The sequence below is a fragment of the Roseomonas sp. TAS13 genome, from assembly GCF_001950415.1.
In the GTDB taxonomy this organism is placed as follows: domain Bacteria; phylum Pseudomonadota; class Alphaproteobacteria; order Acetobacterales; family Acetobacteraceae; genus Roseomonas; species Roseomonas mucosa.
This window is the reverse complement of sequence record NZ_BDLP01000075.1, coordinates 1-15,519: the sequence shown is the minus strand read 5'-3', so window position 1 is coordinate 15,519 and position 15,519 is coordinate 1. Positions and strand designations below refer to the sequence as shown.

General features: G+C 70.5%; 13 protein-coding genes. 5 read left to right on the top strand and 8 right to left on the bottom strand.

Annotated features, from left to right (window positions below):
- The 4 genes from ROTAS13_RS08630 to ROTAS13_RS08615 form a co-directional block, all read left to right on the top strand.
- Positions 1-544: murein hydrolase activator EnvC (locus ROTAS13_RS08630; RefSeq protein ID WP_171979059.1), on the top strand; the 544-nt coding region annotated here is incomplete at its 5' end.
- Between the two features lie 46 nt (positions 545-590).
- On the top strand, positions 591-1,982 hold the full coding sequence (locus ROTAS13_RS08625; RefSeq protein WP_026033545.1) for a S41 family peptidase: 1,392 nt from the start codon (positions 591-593) through the stop codon (positions 1,980-1,982).
- Positions 1,983-2,508: 526 nt separating this feature from the next.
- A complete protein-coding gene (locus ROTAS13_RS08620; protein WP_075822099.1) occupies positions 2,509-3,639 on the top strand; it encodes a divergent polysaccharide deacetylase family protein in 1,131 nt (376 codons plus the stop codon).
- Positions 3,636-4,118, top strand: a complete 483-nt coding sequence (locus tag ROTAS13_RS08615) for an RNA pyrophosphohydrolase (RefSeq protein WP_019463006.1) — start codon at positions 3,636-3,638, stop codon at positions 4,116-4,118. The genes ROTAS13_RS08620 and ROTAS13_RS08615 overlap by 4 nt, the downstream gene beginning before the upstream one ends.
- Positions 4,119-4,516: 398 nt before the next feature.
- On the opposite strand, the gene ROTAS13_RS08610 is transcribed toward ROTAS13_RS08615, so the two are convergent.
- The 6 genes from ROTAS13_RS08610 to ROTAS13_RS08585 all read right to left on the bottom strand — a co-directional run bounded on the left by ROTAS13_RS08610 (position 4,517) and on the right by ROTAS13_RS08585 (position 10,999).
- Positions 4,517-5,668, bottom strand: a complete 1,152-nt coding sequence (locus ROTAS13_RS08610) for an endo-1,4-beta-xylanase (protein ID WP_252571770.1) — start codon at positions 5,666-5,668, stop codon at positions 4,517-4,519.
- A gap of 388 nt (positions 5,669-6,056) precedes the next feature.
- Positions 6,057-6,470, bottom strand: a complete 414-nt coding sequence (atpC, locus tag ROTAS13_RS08605; RefSeq protein ID WP_075822097.1) for an ATP synthase F1 subunit epsilon — start codon at positions 6,468-6,470, stop codon at positions 6,057-6,059.
- Between the two features lie 4 nt (positions 6,471-6,474).
- A complete protein-coding gene (gene atpD, locus ROTAS13_RS08600; RefSeq protein WP_019463003.1) occupies positions 6,475-7,902 on the bottom strand; it encodes a F0F1 ATP synthase subunit beta in 1,428 nt (475 codons plus the stop codon).
- 54 nt (positions 7,903-7,956) lie between these two features.
- Positions 7,957-8,853, bottom strand: coding sequence for a F0F1 ATP synthase subunit gamma (locus tag ROTAS13_RS08595; protein ID WP_019463002.1), 897 nt, complete (start codon positions 8,851-8,853; stop codon positions 7,957-7,959).
- A gap of 29 nt (positions 8,854-8,882) precedes the next feature.
- Positions 8,883-10,415 (bottom strand): F0F1 ATP synthase subunit alpha, encoded by a 1,533-nt coding sequence (gene atpA / locus ROTAS13_RS08590; protein WP_075822096.1) that lies wholly within the window; start codon positions 10,413-10,415, stop codon positions 8,883-8,885.
- A 2-nt stretch (positions 10,416-10,417) separates the two neighbouring features.
- The gene (locus tag ROTAS13_RS08585) at positions 10,418-10,999 is read right to left on the bottom strand and encodes a F0F1 ATP synthase subunit delta (RefSeq protein ID WP_027297113.1); all 582 of its coding nucleotides are present in this window, start codon (positions 10,997-10,999) and stop codon (positions 10,418-10,420) included.
- Positions 11,000-11,333: 334 nt separating this feature from the next.
- Between ROTAS13_RS08585 and ROTAS13_RS08580 the strand changes: the two genes are divergently transcribed.
- Positions 11,334-11,564, top strand: a complete 231-nt coding sequence (locus tag ROTAS13_RS08580) for a hypothetical protein (RefSeq protein WP_019461013.1) — start codon at positions 11,334-11,336, stop codon at positions 11,562-11,564.
- Between the two features lie 51 nt (positions 11,565-11,615).
- Here the strand turns inward: ROTAS13_RS08580 and ROTAS13_RS08575 are convergent, their stop codons facing one another.
- Together ROTAS13_RS08575 and ROTAS13_RS08570 are read right to left on the bottom strand one after the other, a co-directional pair.
- The gene (locus ROTAS13_RS08575; protein WP_075822095.1) at positions 11,616-13,178 is read right to left on the bottom strand and encodes a sugar porter family MFS transporter; all 1,563 of its coding nucleotides are present in this window, start codon (positions 13,176-13,178) and stop codon (positions 11,616-11,618) included.
- Positions 13,179-13,606: 428 nt separating this feature from the next.
- On the bottom strand, positions 13,607-15,519 hold a 1,913-nt coding region (locus ROTAS13_RS08570; RefSeq protein ID WP_075822094.1), incomplete at its 5' end, for a primosomal protein N'.

The window sequence follows — 15,519 nt, the reverse complement described above, 5'->3', positions numbered from 1 at the left end:
GGCCGCCGCCCGGGCCGAGCGCGAGGCGAAGGAGAAGGCCGCCCGCGAGGAAGCCGCCCGCCAGGCGGCGGCCCAGGCGACCCGCGACGACGCCCGCCGCGCCGCCCGCCGCAACCGGGAGGACGAGGAGCAGGTCGCCGCCCTGCCCTCCGCCCCCGCCATCCCCCGCGGCCGCGGCCGCGCCCTGCCGGTGGCCGGCCGCGTCGTCTCCCAGTTCGGCGCCGACGGCACCACCGGCCAGACCTGGTCCACCCCGCCCGGCGCCCGCGTCGTCAGCCCCTGCTCCGGGCAGGTGGCCTTCGCTGATACATTTCGTTCCTATGGCCTGCTGTTGATCATGGATTGCGGTGACGGATACCATGTGGTCCTGTCTGGTCTCGATCGCCTGGACGCCGGGGTGGGGCAGAAAGTCTCGGCGGGCGAGGCGGTCGGGCAGATGGGACGTCCCTCTTCCGGGCGTCCCAGCCTCTACGTCGAACTCCGGCGCAGGGGACGGGCGGTGGACCCGCGACCCTGGCTGGCCGGCAACGGCCGCACGGGATAGCGGGCGCCTTCTCTGAATTTACCTTGTCTCGGGGAGCCTCGGGCGGATGCGGCGCAAGTTCCGGACAGCAACGGGTGTGGCGGTGGCCTTTGTCGCGGGGGCCGTCGCGGGACCCGTGGTGACTTCGACGGTGGTGCCGGCGCTCGCGCAGGATTCCGGCCGTGCGGACACCTATCGGCTTCTCAACCTCTTTGGCGACGTCTTCGAGCGCGTGCGGGCCGACTACGTCGATCCGGTCAACGACCGCGACGCGATCGAGAACGCCATCAACGGCATGCTGCAAGGGCTCGACCCGCACAGCTCCTACATGAACGCGAAGAACTTCCGCGACATGCAGGTGCAGACGCGCGGCGAGTTCGGCGGCCTCGGCATCGAGGTCACGCAGGAAGGCGGCTACGTCAAGGTCATCTCGCCGATCGACGACACGCCCGCCCAGCGCGCCGGCATCAAGCCCGGCGACCTGATCACCAACCTCAACGGCACCTCCGTCCAGGGCATGAGCCTGCAGGACGCGGTGGAGCAGATGCGGGGCGAGCGCGGCTCCTCCATCCGCCTGACCATCCGGCGCGAGGGCGTGACCACGCCCATCGACCTGAGCCTGACCCGGGAGGTGATCCGCCCGCAGGTCGTCCGGGCGCGGCTCGAAGGCAACGACATCGCCTATATCCGCCTCACCTCCTTCAACGAGCAGACCGATCCCGGCCTGCGCAAGACCTTCCAGCAGCTCAAGACCCAGGCGCCGAACGGGCTCAAGGGCCTGATCCTCGACCTGCGCAACAACCCCGGCGGGCTGCTCGACCAGGCGATCCAGGTCAGCGACGACCTGATCGACCAGGGCGAGATCGTTTCCACCCGCGGCCGCCGCCCCGAGGACGCGCAACGCTGGAACGCCCGCGCCGGCGACATCACCAACGGCCTTCCGGTCGTGGTGCTGATCAACGGCGGCTCCGCCTCGGCCAGCGAGATCGTGGCCGGCGCGCTGCAGGATCACCGCCGCGCCGTGGTGCTGGGCGTGAAGTCCTTCGGCAAGGGCTCGGTGCAGACGGTCATGCCGCTGCCCGGCAATGGCGCCATCCGCCTGACCACGGCGCGCTACTACACCCCCTCCGGCCGCTCCATCCAGGCCACCGGCATCGAGCCGGACGTGGAGGTGCTCGGCCAGCGCGTGGATGCCGCCCAGCGCGACCGCGAGGCCGATCTCCGCCATGCCCTCAAGCATCCCGATGGCTCCGCCGCCACCCCGGTCGCGCCCCTGCCGCCGCTGAACCTGTCCCAGAGCCTGCTCGACCGCATCCAGCACACGCCGCCCGAGGGCGCCCCCGCCTTCGACCCGACCAAGCCGGAGACGGATTTCCAGTTGCAGCAGGCCCTGGTCCTGGTGCGCGGCATGGCCGCCACGCCGCAGCAGGCCCCGGCGCAGCGGCGCGCCAGCCGCTGACCCACCGGCCGCGGCGGAAGCCGCGGCCAGGATGCCGGGCCGCTCCCATCCGGGTGCGGGAGGCTCTCGCACCCGGATGACCCGGCCATGAAAGCGGACCGGGCAGAGCAATGCCTCCCCCGGTACAGGTTTCGCGACTACCGGCCCGAGGCCGTTTCTCCGGGACCCGTGTCGCCGCGCCGGCAGGGGATACCGGCAACTCACTGCCGGAAGAACCCCGCGCGGTCCCCATGAAGCCGCCGGCTCATGCCAGCAAAGGTCCGCTACCCTCTTCGCATGGATGAGCGTCATCCTTGCAACTTCCGGCTGTCGCGATGCGGGCGTTTACCGGGCATAAACGACACAGGCTCCATAAAATTCTGGAAACCGGCGGACTTGCCTGGAAATGCCCTCATCGTTGAGGATACTCTCAAAAAGAGAGACCGCGGCAGATGACCCGCCGCGGAAAGCCGAAAATCTGCCCTGGACCGGCCCCGATGCGCCCCAGCATCCCGGCCTTCCGGGCGAGGGCGAACGGACGGAAACCATGCGCGAGGCGGTGGCTGGCGGCCCGGAAGCCGGCGAATGGAACAATGGCTGGACCTGGCTGAGGCGCTTCTGGGGCCTCGTCCTGACCGCCACCCTGCTGGGCCTGGGCACGCTCGCCTATCTCGGCCCGCCGCCGCAAGAAGCCTCCCTGGAGGCGAACCAGGACGCCGCCTCGCGGCCCCCTTCGGACGCCGCGCCAGATGCACCAGCCGCCATCTTGGCCGCTGCCCAGGCTGCCCCCGCCCCGCCGGCCGCCACCCTGACCGACCTCCAGGACCCCGCCTCCCAGCAGAGCCAGGGGCCGCCGGGTCCGATCCCGCCGCCGGACCCGCAGATGCTGGAGGCCACCCGCCTGGGCGCCCTGCCCCGCGTGGCGCCGGATGGGCGGACCTCGATCCGTGCCTATGGCCGCGCCTTCCCGCGTGCCGAGAAGCGGCCACGCATCGCCATCGTGGTCGGCGGCCTGGGCCTGAATGCGGCGCTGAGCGACGAGGCCATCCGCCGCCTGCCGCCCACGACCGGCCTCGCCTTCAGCCCCTATGCCCAGAACCTCCAGCCCCTGCTGAACCGCGCCCGCGCCCGGGGGATGGAGGCGCTGGTGGCCCTGCCGCTGGAACCCGCCGGCTATCCGTCCAACGATCCGGGGCCCCGCGCCCTCCTCACCACGCTTCCGGCCGCCGAGAACGCGGAGCGGCTGCGCTGGGTGCTGACCCGGCTGCAGGGCTATGTCGGCGCTGTCGGCGCCCTGGGCGGCATGCGCGGCGAACGCTTCGCACAGGCGCCGGAACTGCTGGCCGGGGTGCAGGACGTGCTGCGGGATCGCGGCCTGCTCTATCTCGACCCGCGGCCCGAGGCGACCAACGGCAACCGCGCCTGGGGCCGCACTGCGGATGTGGTGATCGACGAGCCCGCGACGCGCGAGGGCGTGGAGCGCCGCCTGCAGGAGCTCGAACGCGTCGCCAAGGAATGGGGATCGGCCCTCGGCGTGGCCGGCGATGCCTCGCCCGTGCTGCTGGACCGTATTACAAGCTGGGCGACGGGGCTGGAACAGCGGGGGATCGTGCTGGCGCCGGTCACCGCCATCCTCCGCCGCCCCGAGATCCCGCAGAAGGAAAGCGCCGCGCGATGAGCGACCTGCCCTACCGCCCCAATGTCGGCGCCGTGCTCTTCAACGCCGATGGGCTGGTGCTGGTGGCGCGCCGCGCGGACCAGCCGCATGGGGAGGCGGCCGCCGGCGCCTGGCAGCTCCCGCAGGGCGGGCTGGACGAAGGCGAGGAACCCCGGCAGGCCGTGCTGCGCGAACTGGCCGAGGAGATCGGCACCGGCAAGGCCGAGATCCTGGCCGAGCACGACGAATGGCTGCGCTACGACCTTCCGGAGCACCTGATCGGCAAGGTCTGGGGCGGCCGCTGGCGCGGGCAGGAACAGCGCTGGTTCGCCCTGCGCTTCACCGGCCAGGATTCCGATATCCGCCTGGATGCCGATGCCCATCAGGAATTCGATGCCTGGCGCTGGGCGAGGCTGGAAGAACTTCCCGGCCTCGCCGTCCCCTTCAAGCGCCCGATCTACGAGGCCCTGACCCGCGCCTTCGCCCGCTTCGCCGGCTGAAACCAGGTCCGGCGTTGCGCTTCCCCGGGGGACAGGCGCCGCCTTTCCCCCAGACCCCCTATCCGCCAGGACACTGCGTGCCCTGGACCCGGTTCGCTGGCGCTCGCTGATGCCGGATCGCGCCGGAGAGCCAGGCTCTCCGGCGGACTGCCAGTGCCATCAGAGCGGACAGGGTGTTTTTCTCAGGAGCCCCGCGCTTCCACCTGCTCCCAGGGATCAGGCCGCAGGGTAACGGTTACCGCCAGAGCCAACTCAGGCCCGGGGTCCGGGGACCGGCTTCGGTCCCCGGCGGAGAGGGGGTCCGGGGTGAGAGGCGGCGCCTCTCCCCCGGGGCCAGCCAAAAGAACCGCCCCCAAAAATTGGAATCGAAACGTAACGGAACGTCGCGAACCAGGGCGTCATGCTCCCTGGAACGCCTCTGCCAGCGCGTTCCAGAAGGGCTTGCGATCCCCCTCCCAGTCCAGCGGCAGGCCGCGATGCTTCAGCCCGTCCTTGCGCGTCACGCCGGGGTCGGAGACCAGCCAGGAATAACGGTCGATCAGCCCCCAGGTCAGGATGGTCTTCACTCCCCCGGCCAGGGCCGCCTCGGCGAATTCCTTCACCCGTGCCGCAACGAGGACGTCCCGGGCGGGATAGCCGTCGGGCACCTTCCAGGATTCCCGCACATCCAGCTCGGTGATCAGGAGCTGCAGCCCCTCCCCCGCCAATTCCTTGCAGAAAGCCGTGAAGGATGGCCCGCTGAAGGGCCGGTCCATCTGCAGATGCGCCTGCATCCCCACCGCATCCAGCGGTGCGCCGGCACGGCGGAGCTGCCGCACCAGGGCCAGCAGCCGCCGCCGCTTCTCCAGGCAGTGCGGCGCTTCCTCCTCCACCCCGTACTCGTTCAGGGTGATCCGCAGCGTCGGGTCTCGCTCCCGCGCCAGCCGCAGTGCCAGCTCGATATAGGACGGCCCCAGCGCCCGCAGCCAGGGCGTGTCGCGCAGGTCTCCCGTGGCCTGCGGCGTGTCGCTGCCCGGAGGGTCGGCGACCACCTCGTTCACCACGTCCCAGTCCCGCATGTTTTCGCGCGTATGGTCCAGCACGGCGGTGAAATGCGCCTCCATCACGCCGCGCGCCCGCTGCGGCCCCTCGCCCAGCGCCTTCACCAGCCAGTCCGGCACGGCATGGTGCCAGATCAGCGCATGGCCGCGCATCGCCTTGCCGTTCTGCCGGGCCCAGGCACTCATGGCGTCCAAGGGACCGAAGTCGAACTTCCCTTCCTGGGGCTGCACCGTGCCCCACTTGCCCTCGTATTCCGGCACCAGCAGGGCGCATTCGGTGCGGTAGGCGCGGGCGTAATCCGGATTGCCGAGCAGCATCGCGGACTGCGCGGCGGCGCCATAGCCGAAGCCCCGCGAACGGGCGATCCCGCCCAGGCCGGAGAATGTCTCCTGCGCGTGCCCGGAACGGAGCAGGGCCGGCCCCAGCCCGGCACCGGCCAGGGCCGCGGCGACCAGCCGCCGCCGGTGCAGGCGCCCCGGAAGCGGGCTCAGGCGACGGCTCGCGCGCAATGGGCCGTGGCCGGCAGGCTTCTTGCCGAAGTCCGGCCGGCCCCCGTTTTCGCCGGGCATGCCGTCATGGGCGGCATCATCCGCCCCCGCATCCTCCAGCCGGTCCTCCTGAACATCACATCCGCGCTCCGCTCGATAGGATCATGGGGATGAAGGCCAACCGCCCTCCCAGGCATGACAGGAGAAGCCCAGGAAGTCACCCTCGCCTAGAACAGGGGACCGGATCCACCGTTTCAATCATGAAGCGAGTAACTTCTGCCTTCCACCCGAAATCTGCGATGCACGAAGGAGAGGCATGCCCGGCAGGCCGGCCAATAAACAAAGGGCCGGTCCCCGAAGGAACCGGCCCTTGTCAGGGTTCCGCCCGCCCGCATCGGGGCGGGGGCGTTCAGGCGGCCGTCGCGGCATCCCGCATGGCGCGGGCGGCGAGAACGCGGCCATAGGCCTTCTCGCGCAGCGCCTCGCTCTCCGCCGCGGCGGCGTTCAGCTCCGCCTCGGCCTGCGTCAGGCGGCTCTCCGCATCGGCGCGCGACAGTTCCGCGACCGGCGTGGCCTCGTCGGCCAGGACCGTCACACGGTCCGGCGTGATCTCGGCGAAGCCACCGGCCACGAAGAGGCTTTCCGTGTCCCGCCCGCCTTCGCGCACCTTGATGAGGCCGCCCCGCAGGGCGACGATCATCGGGGCGTGCTTCGGCAGGATACCCATCGCGCCCTCCCAGGCCGGGATGGTGACCATCTCGACCGGGCGGGAGAGCAGGAGCTTTTCCGGGCTCACCAGCTCGAGGTTGAAGGTGTCGGCCATGGGATCAGGCCGCCTGCTTCAGGCCCTCGGCCTTCTTCACGGCTTCCTCGATGGTGCCGACCATGTAGAAGGCGGCCTCCGGCAGGTGGTCGTACTTGCCTTCCACGATGCCGGCGAAGGAACGGATCGTGTCCTCCAGCTTCACGAAGACGCCCGGCGTGCCGGTGAAGACCTCGGCCACGTGGAAGGGCTGGCTCAGGAAGCGCTGGATCTTGCGCGCGCGCGCCACGACCAGCTTGTCCTCCTCCGACAGCTCGTCCATGCCCAGGATGGCGATGATGTCCTGCAGCGACTTGTAGGTCTGCAGCACGCGCTGCACCTCGCGGGCAACACGGTAGTGCTCCTCGCCCACCACGCGCGGGTCGAGGGCGCGGGAGGTGGAGTCCAGCGGGTCCACGGCCGGGAAGATGCCGAGCTCGGCGATCGAGCGGTTCAGCACCGTCGTGGCGTCGAGGTGGGCGAAGGACGTCGCCGGCGCCGGGTCGGTCAGGTCGTCGGCCGGCACGTAGATGGCCTGCACCGAGGTGATCGAGCCCTTCTTGGTCGAGGTGATCCGCTCCTGCAGCTGCCCCATGTCGGTGGCCAGCGTCGGCTGGTAGCCCACCGCGGAGGGGATGCGGCCCAGCAGCGCCGAGACCTCGGCACCCGCCTGGGTGAAGCGGAAGATGTTGTCGATGAAGAAGAGCACGTCCTGGCCCTGCTCATCGCGGAAATACTCCGCCATGGACAGGCCCGACAGCGCCACGCGCGCACGGGCACCCGGCGGCTCGTTCATCTGGCCATAGACCAGCGCCACCTTGGAGCCTTCGGTGTTGCCCTCGTTGAGCTTGATGACGCCCGCGTCGATCATCTCGTGATAGAGGTCGTTGCCCTCGCGGGTGCGCTCGCCCACTCCGGCGAAGACCGACACGCCGCCATGGCCCTTGGCGATGTTGTTGATCAGCTCCTGGATGGTGACCGTCTTGCCCACGCCGGCACCGCCGAACAGGCCGATCTTGCCGCCCTTGGAATAGGGCGCCAGCAGGTCGATCACCTTGATGCCCGTCACCAGGATCTCGGCCGCCGTCGCCTGGTCGGCGAAGGCCGGGGCCTCGCGGTGGATCGGATAGGACTTCTGGTGCGGCACCGGGCCCCGCTCGTCGATCGGCTCGCCGATCACGTTCAGGATGCGGCCCAGCGTACCCTCGCCGACCGGCACCACGATGCCCTTGCCCGTGTCCACCACCTCGGTGCCGCGGACGAGGCCGTCCGTGGTGTCCATGGCGATGCAGCGCACCGTGCGCTCGCCCAGCTCCTGGGCGACTTCCAGCACCAGGGTGCGGTCGCCGACCTTGGTGGTCAGCGCGTTCAGGATATAGGGCAGCTCCGAGGGGAACTGCACGTCCACCACGGCGCCCAGCACCTGGGTGACCTTACCGACGTTGTTCTTCATGTCCTGCTTTCCCCAAGGCTTTTCAGCTGATGCGATTCACGCTTCGCGACCGCATCAGACGGCCGAGGCGCCGGAGATGATCTCGATCAGCTCCGTGGTGATGTTGGCCTGACGCGTGCGGTTGTAGCTCAGCGTCAGCTTGTTGATCATGTCGCCCGCGTTGCGGGTGGCGTTGTCCATCGCGTTCATCTGCGCGCCATAGAAGCCGGCGGCGGATTCCAGCAGCGCGCGGTAGACCTGGATGGACAGGTTCTTGGGCAGGAGCTGCTCCAGCAGCGCCTCCTCGCCCGGCTCGAACTCGTAGAGCGCGCCGTCGCTGCTGGCCGCCGGCGCGGCCTCGTCGCCCGAAGGCGCCGGGACCTTGGCCGGGATCAGCTGCTGCTCGGCCGGGATCTGCGAGATCACCGAATGGAAGCGGTTGTAGATCAGCGAGCATACGTCGAACTCGCCCGCCTCCAGCATCGCCGTCACCTTCGCCGCCACCGCGTCGGCCTGCTCGAAGCTCAGGCGCTTGACCTGGGCGTAGGAGACCTCCTCGACGAAGCGGCTGCCGAAGTCGCGGCGCAGATAGGTGGCGCCCTTGCGGCCGACCGTGATCACCTTCACGGTCTTGCCCTTGGCCTCCAGCTCCCGGATGCGGTTGCGCGCGAAGCGCCCCGCATTGGTGTTGAAGGCACCGGCCAGGCCGCGCTCGCCCGTCACCACGATCAGCAGGTGCACCTGGTCGCGCCCGCTGCCCACCAGCATCCTCGGCGCATCGGGGCTGCCCGCCACCGCGCCGCCGAGGGAGGCCAGCATGCGCTCCATCCGCTCGGCATAGGGGCGCGCCGCCTCGGCCTGCTGCTGCGCGCGGCGCAGCTTGGCCGCGGCGACCATCTTCATGGCCTGCGTGATCTTACGGGTCGACTTCACCGACGCGATGCGCGCCCGCAGGGCCTTGAGATTCGCCATCGGCCTTGCTTCCTCCTCTTAAACGCGCGTCAGGAGAAGGACTTGGCGAAGCCGTCGAGGAAGGCGGTCAGCTTGTTCTCGGTCTCCTTGGAGATCGCGCCCTCCGTGCGGATGGCCTCCAGGATGCCGGGCTGCGCCGCCCTCAGCTCGGACAGCATCCGCGCCTCGAAGGTGGTGACCTTGTTCACCTCGATCCGGTCCAGGTAGCCGCGCGTGCCGGCGAAGATCGACACCACCTGCTCCTCCACCGGCATCGGCGAGAACTGCGGCTGCTTCAGCAGCTCGGTCAGGCGCGCGCCACGGGCCAGCAGGGCCTGGGTGGAGGCGTCGAGGTCCGAGGCGAACTGCGAGAAGGCCGCCATCTCGCGATACTGGGCGAGGTCGAGCTTGATCTTGCCCGCCACCTGCTTCATCGCCTTGATCTGCGCCGCCGAGCCCACGCGCGACACCGACAGGCCGACGTTCACGGCCGGGCGGATGCCCTTGTAGAACAGCTCGGTCTCCAGGAAGATCTGGCCGTCGGTGATCGAGATCACGTTGGTCGGGATATAGGCCGACACGTCGCCCGCCTGCGTCTCGATGACCGGCAACGCGGTCAGGGAGCCGGCGCCGAAGTCGTCGTTCATCTTCGCCGCGCGCTCCAGCAGGCGCGAGTGCAGGTAGAACACGTCGCCCGGATAGGCCTCGCGCCCCGGCGGGCGGCGCAGCAGCAGCGACATCTGGCGATAGGCCACGGCCTGCTTGGACAGATCATCGTAGATGATCAGCGCGTGCATGCCGTTGTCGCGGAAATACTCGCCCATGGCACAGGCGGAGTAGGGCGCCAGGAACTGCAGCGGCGCCGGGTCGGAGGCGGTGGCGGCGACCACGATGGAATACTCCATCGCGCCCTGCTCCTCCAGCGTGCGGACCAGCTGCGCCACGGTGGAGCGCTTCTGTCCGATCGCGACGTAGATGCAGTAGAGCTTCTTGCTCTCGTCGGTGCTCTGGTTGACCGGCTTCTGGTTCAGGATGGTGTCGATCAGCACGGCGGACTTGCCGGTCTGGCGGTCGCCGATCAGCAGCTCGCGCTGGCCGCGGCCGATCGGGATCAGGGCGTCGATGGCCTTGATGCCCGTCTGCATCGGCTCGTGCACCGACTTGCGCGGGATGATGCCCGGCGCCTTCACCTCGGCCAGGCGGCGCTCGGTGAACATGATCGGGCCCTTGCCGTCGATCGGGTTGCCCAGGCCGTCCACCACGCGGCCCAGCAGGCCTTTGCCCACCGGCACGTCCACGATGGTGCCGGTGCGGGAAACGGTGTCGCCCTCGCGGATGGCGCTGTCATCGCCCAGCACCACGATGCCGACATTGTCGGATTCGAGGTTCAGGGCCATGCCCTTCACGCCGGCGCCGGGGAAGTCCACCAGCTCGCCGGCCATGATGTTCTGCAGGCCATAGACCCGGGCGATGCCGTCGCCGATGGTCAGCACGGTGCCGACCTCGGAAACGTTCGCCTCGGAATCGAAGCCGGCGATCTGCTTCTTGAGGATCTCGGAGATCTCGGCGGGACGGATGTCCATGTTCAGGCGGCCCCCTTCATGGCGTAGCTCAGGCGCTGGAGCCTGGACTTGATGGATGTGTCGTAGAGGCGGGAGCCGATCTTGAGGATCATCCCCCCGAGGATGGACGGGTCGAGACGCTCGACCAGTCGGACGTTGGAATAGCCCGCCTCGGTCAGGCGGGCTGCGATCTGGTTCCGCTGGGTGTCGTTCAGCGGATGGGCGGTCGTGACCTCGGCCGTCTGCTGGCCCCGGCTCTCGGCGAGCAGCAGGGCGAAGGAGGCGGCCACTTCCGGCAGGGCGGCGAGGCGGCGGTTGTTCACCAGCACGCCGACGAGGTTGCGCACATCCCCGGAGATGCCGGCGCGCTCCAGCACCGCGAAGGCGCCCTTCTGCTGCTGCGCGGCATCCAGCCGGGGGTCCGAGACGAAGGCGCGGAACGGCGCGTCGTCGCGCCACAGCGCCTGGAGGGTTTCCATATCCGCCGCGACCTGGTCCACCGAGCGGTGCTCCCGGGCGAGGTCGAGGAGCGCCTGCGCGTAGCGTTGCGCGAGTCCGGTAGCGCGGGGCGCGTCGGGCGAGACGGTGGTCGCGTCAGAGGCCACGTGAGTTCCCGTATCGTGAGTTGAGCCCCGGCCGAGGAGCCGGGCGCGCGCTGAGGGAAACCCTCTCGCAGCGCGGGCGCCTTAACATATGGCAAGCCATTGCGGCAACTGGCCGAGGGCGCTTCCAGCGGGTTCCGGCCCAGCTTTGCGACAGCCTGATGTCGCTGCGGCGTCTTTCGGGCCAGGGAAAACCGCCCGTCCGGCCTTCCGGGCCCGTCCCGGCGGGGCGCGGCGGGCGGAATCGCGAATCCGGCAGCGCAACTTTCACGCGTGTAACTTCTCGCCCACTGCGGCGATTGATTCGCATGGCCCCCTATCCCGAGGAGCATGCGTCATGAGCGGAACCGAGAAGGACCCGGCTGGGCGGAAACCGGCACCGGAACAGGAGAACGAGCTGGACGAGACCATCGAGGAGAGCTTTCCGGCCTCCGACCCGGCCTCCAACACCGGCGTGACCGGCCCGGTGGTGGACCCGATCGAGGATCTTCCCCCCGAGGAGCGCAACAAGGACACCCCGCACGAGACCATCCGGGACTGGCGGGGCACCTTTCCCATCGAGGTCTGACCCCCGCCCGGCCGGGAAGCCACGGGGGAACCGGCATCCCCTCCCGGCCTCCTATTCCTTTGGTGCAAGCGAGGCGGCGCTGCCGCCCAGCGCCACCTCGGGAATGCCCGATCCGGCCCGGCCCCAGGGTGCCGCAGGGCCCGTCAGCCCCGGGGGGGCGGCCAGGGCATCGTGGCCGGCCGGCGCCTCGCCGCGCTGCCGCCCCGGCAGGAAGCCCCCCTCGCGCAGCGAGGTCTCGATCTCCTCCAGCGTCCGCCCCCGGGTTTCCGGCACCCGCTTCAGCACGAAGACGAAGGAGGTCAGGTTCAGCGCCGCATAGGTCCACATCATCCCGTGCACCCCGGCATAATGCACCAGGGACAGCGCCGTGGCGGTGACCAGGAGGTTGGAGCCCCAGAGCGTGGCCGCATGGGCACTGCTCGCCTTGCCCCGGACGGAAAGCGGAAACATCTCCGATCCCAGCAGCCAGCCCACCACCTGGATGCCGCCGGCATTGAACAGCATGAAGAGCAGCAGGCAGCCCACCACCAGCCAGGCATGTTCATCCGTTGCCATGCCCGCCTTGAACAGCCCGCCGAGCACCAGCAGCGTCACCACGGTGCCGGGGATCATCACCAGCATCAGCCCGCGCCGGCCCACCCGGTCCACGATGGAGCGGCCGATGAAGGTCATGACCACGTACATCACCGCCAGGCTCAGGCTGGACCATAGCGCCACGGACTGCGAGAAGCCCGCCCCGGCCAGGATGGTCGGCGTATAGTAGATCATCATCTCCAGCCCCGAGAGCTGGGTGAAGGCCGCCACGCCCAGCGCCGCCACCAGCGCCGGCCGCAGCCAGGGCTGCGCCAGGGCGCCCCAGCCCCGCTCCGCCGCGTCACGCTCGCGCCGGGCGACCCGGTGGATCTCGCGCAGTTCGGCCCGCGCCTGCCGCTCGTCACCCCGCACGGAGGACAGGACTTCCCGTGCCTCCCGCGGCCGGTCGGCCCCGACCAGCCAGCGCGGGCTTTCCGGCAGGCGCAGCATGGCCAGCAACAGCAGCGCCGCCGGCAGGATCGCCACCGCGATCATCATCCGCCATGACCAGAGCCCATGCAGCGCCACGCCCACGACATTGGCCAGCAGGATGCCGATGCCGATGGCGAGGTTGAAGGTGATCACCAGCCGCCCGCGCCGCGCCGCCGGCGCCAGTTCCGCGATATAGACGGGCACTACCTGCGAGGAACCGCCCACCGCGAGGCCCAGGAACACCCGCGACAGCGACAGCTCCAGCGGCGATCGGGCGAGCGACGAGGCCAGCGCCCCCAGGCAGAAGACCGTGGCCACCACCATCACGGTGCGCCGCCGCCCGATCCGTTCCGACAGCCAGCCGGTGCCGAGGGCACCCAGCACGGCCCCCACCAGGATGGAGGCGGTCACCACCTCCTGCATCCGGTGGCCCAGCCCGAACTCCTGCGTGATCTGCAGCAGGGCGCCGGAGATGATCCCGGTGTCGTAGCCATAGAGGAAGCCCGCCACCGCCATCACCGCGGTGATGGCCAGCAGGAAGGCGTTGCCTGAGGAAGCTGCCCCCACGGTCGGTGTCTCCACCATGGGGGCGGCGCGCGTATCGGCCATTGGATCGCTCCGCTGGTTCGCGAAAGTCGGGCGCGCGCCGGGCGCGCACCGGAACCTCCTGGGGTGTGGGGACCCCCACGCCGAGCCGGGGGCCATGCTCTGGTCCACCCGGCACGGTCCGGCGGATCGGTGAAGACGCGCATCGGAACGGGCAGGGCCCGCCAAGGCCCCACCGGGAAAACCGGCAACCCTCTTCTTCAGGAAGACCAAGCCGGCGGGCCGGGGCCGGCAGAACCGCCCCGCAGCCCAGGCACCGATGCCCGCGTGAGGGGACACATATCGCAACGCAGCGCGCCGCTTCAACCGCCATTGTGCCGCAAAGCCAGGAAAGCCGCGGCGCAAACCTCTATCATATCAATATGATGGATGGATCTGGCAGGCCCGGGGAGGCGGAGCCTCTGCCCGGGGCCAGCCATGAAGAACCGCCGCTAGAGAAAGCTCACCGGGTCCACATCCACCTGGATCCGCACCGAGGCCGGCACATCGACCCGCCCCAGCCAGTCCCACAGCAGCGGCTGCACCGCCACGTCGCGCCGGGCCTTCAGCAGCAGCCGCCGACGGTGCCGCCCGCGCAGCAGGGCGAGCGGCGCCGGGGCCGGGCCCAGCACCTGCACCCCCTCGCCGCCCGGGGCGGAAAGCCCCAGGTCGCGCGCCACCCGGTCCGCCGCCCGCTCGTCCTCCGAGCTCACGATCAGCGCCGCCAAGCGGCCGAAGGGCGGCCAGCCGCCCGGGCGGCGGGCGGCGGCCTCCTCGGCCATGAAGCTGTCCAGGTCGCCCGAGACGAGGGCCATCATCACCGGATGGTCCGGCACCCAGGATTGCAGCATCACCCGCCCCGGGCTTTCCGCGCGCCCCGCGCGCCCGGAGACCTGATGGAGAAGCTGCACCGTCCGCTCCGCGGCCCGCAGGTCTCCGCCGGCCAGCCCCAGATCCGCATCTACCACCCCCACCAGCGTCAGGTGCGGGAAATGCCAGCCCTTGGCCACGATCTGCGTGCCGATCACGAGGTCCACCTCGCGCTCGGCGATCTGCCGCGCCGCCTCGGCAGCTGCCGCCGGGCCGGGAATGGTATCCGAGGCCATGACCAGCCGCCGCGCCTCGGGAAAGAGTAGCGCCGCCTCCTCCTGCACCCGCTCCACCCCCGGCCCGATCGCGGTCAGGCTGCCCTCCGCCCCGCATTCCGGACAGAACTGGGGCGTCGGCTCCGTGTGGCCGCAATGGTGGCATTGCAGCCGCCGCTGCGCCCGGTGCTCCACCAGCCAGGCGGTGCAGTTGGGGCAGCGCATCCGGTGGCCGCAGGTGCGGCAGAGCGTCAACGGGGCATAGCCGCGCCGATTCAGGAAGAGCATCGCCTGCTCGCCCCGCGCCAGGGTCTCGTTCACCGCCTGCACCAGCGGCGGCGCGATGAAGCGCCCCCGCTCCGGCGGCGTCTTGCGCAGGTCCAGCACCGTCACCTCGGGCAGCCCCGCCGCTCCGTGCCGCCGCGGCAGGTTCAGGGCGGTATAGCGCCCGGTCTCCGCATTGGTCAGCGTTTCCAGCGAGGGCGTGGCCGAGACCAGCACGCATCCCGCCTGGGCGAAGCGCGCCCGCACCACCGCCATGTCGCGGGCGTGGTAGATCACGCCCTCCTCCTGCTTGAAGGCGGTCTCGTGCTCCTCGTCCACGATGATCAGGCCCAGGTCGGGAAAGGGCAGGAACAGCGCCGAGCGCGCGCCCACCAGCACCTTGGCCTCCCCTTCCGCCACCGCGCGCCAGGTATTGCGCCGCCGCCGCCCGCCCAGTTCCGAATGCCACATCGCCGGCTCGCAGCCGAAGCGGCCCTCGAAGCGCTCCAGCCACTGGGTGGACAAGGCGATCTCCGGCAGCAGCACCAGCGCCTGCCGCCCCTGCCGCAGCGTCTCCGCCACCGCGTCCAGATAGACCTCGGTCTTGCCCGAGCCGGTGACCCCGGCCAGCAGCGTCACGCCGAACTTCCGCGAATCCACCAGCTCGCGCAGCGACGCCGCCGCCTGCTCCTGCTCCGGCATCAGCGACGGGCCGGGATGCGCCGGGTCGGGCGTGGGAAAGGCCACGGGGCGCGGCATCAGCGCCGGCTCCACCAGCCCGTGATCCGCCAGCCCCCGCAGCACCGAGGCCGAGGTCCCGGCCTCGTCCGCGATCTCCGCGCCCGAGCGGATCTCGCCCGGCAGCAGCACGTCCAGGATCCGCCGCCGCCCCTCGGTCAGCCGGTAGCCCGGCGCCCCGTTCCGCGCCGCCTCGCCCGCGGCCGAAAGCCGCCACCCCGCCTGCTGCCCCGGCTGTCTCTTGATCACATCTACGCACAGCTCCACCGTAAGGCGAA

Coding starts and splice junctions, on each gene's coding strand:
- ROTAS13_RS08595 (WP_019463002.1), bottom strand. CDS start 8,853: ATGGCGAATCTCAAGGCCCTGCGGGCGCGCATCGCGTCGGTGAAGTCG.
- ROTAS13_RS08575 (WP_075822095.1), bottom strand. CDS start 13,178: ATGGCCGATACGCGCGCCGCCCCCATGGTGGAGACACCGACCGTGGGG.
- ROTAS13_RS08615 (WP_019463006.1), top strand. CDS start 3,636: ATGAGCGACCTGCCCTACCGCCCCAATGTCGGCGCCGTGCTCTTCAAC.
- atpD (WP_019463003.1), bottom strand. CDS start 7,902: ATGAAGAACAACGTCGGTAAGGTCACCCAGGTGCTGGGCGCCGTGGTG.
- atpC (WP_075822097.1), bottom strand. CDS start 6,470: ATGGCCGACACCTTCAACCTCGAGCTGGTGAGCCCGGAAAAGCTCCTG.
- ROTAS13_RS08580 (WP_019461013.1), top strand. CDS start 11,334: ATGAGCGGAACCGAGAAGGACCCGGCTGGGCGGAAACCGGCACCGGAA.
- ROTAS13_RS08625 (WP_026033545.1), top strand. CDS start 591: ATGCGGCGCAAGTTCCGGACAGCAACGGGTGTGGCGGTGGCCTTTGTC.
- ROTAS13_RS08620 (WP_075822099.1), top strand. CDS start 2,509: ATGCGCGAGGCGGTGGCTGGCGGCCCGGAAGCCGGCGAATGGAACAAT.
- atpA (WP_075822096.1), bottom strand. CDS start 10,415: ATGGACATCCGTCCCGCCGAGATCTCCGAGATCCTCAAGAAGCAGATC.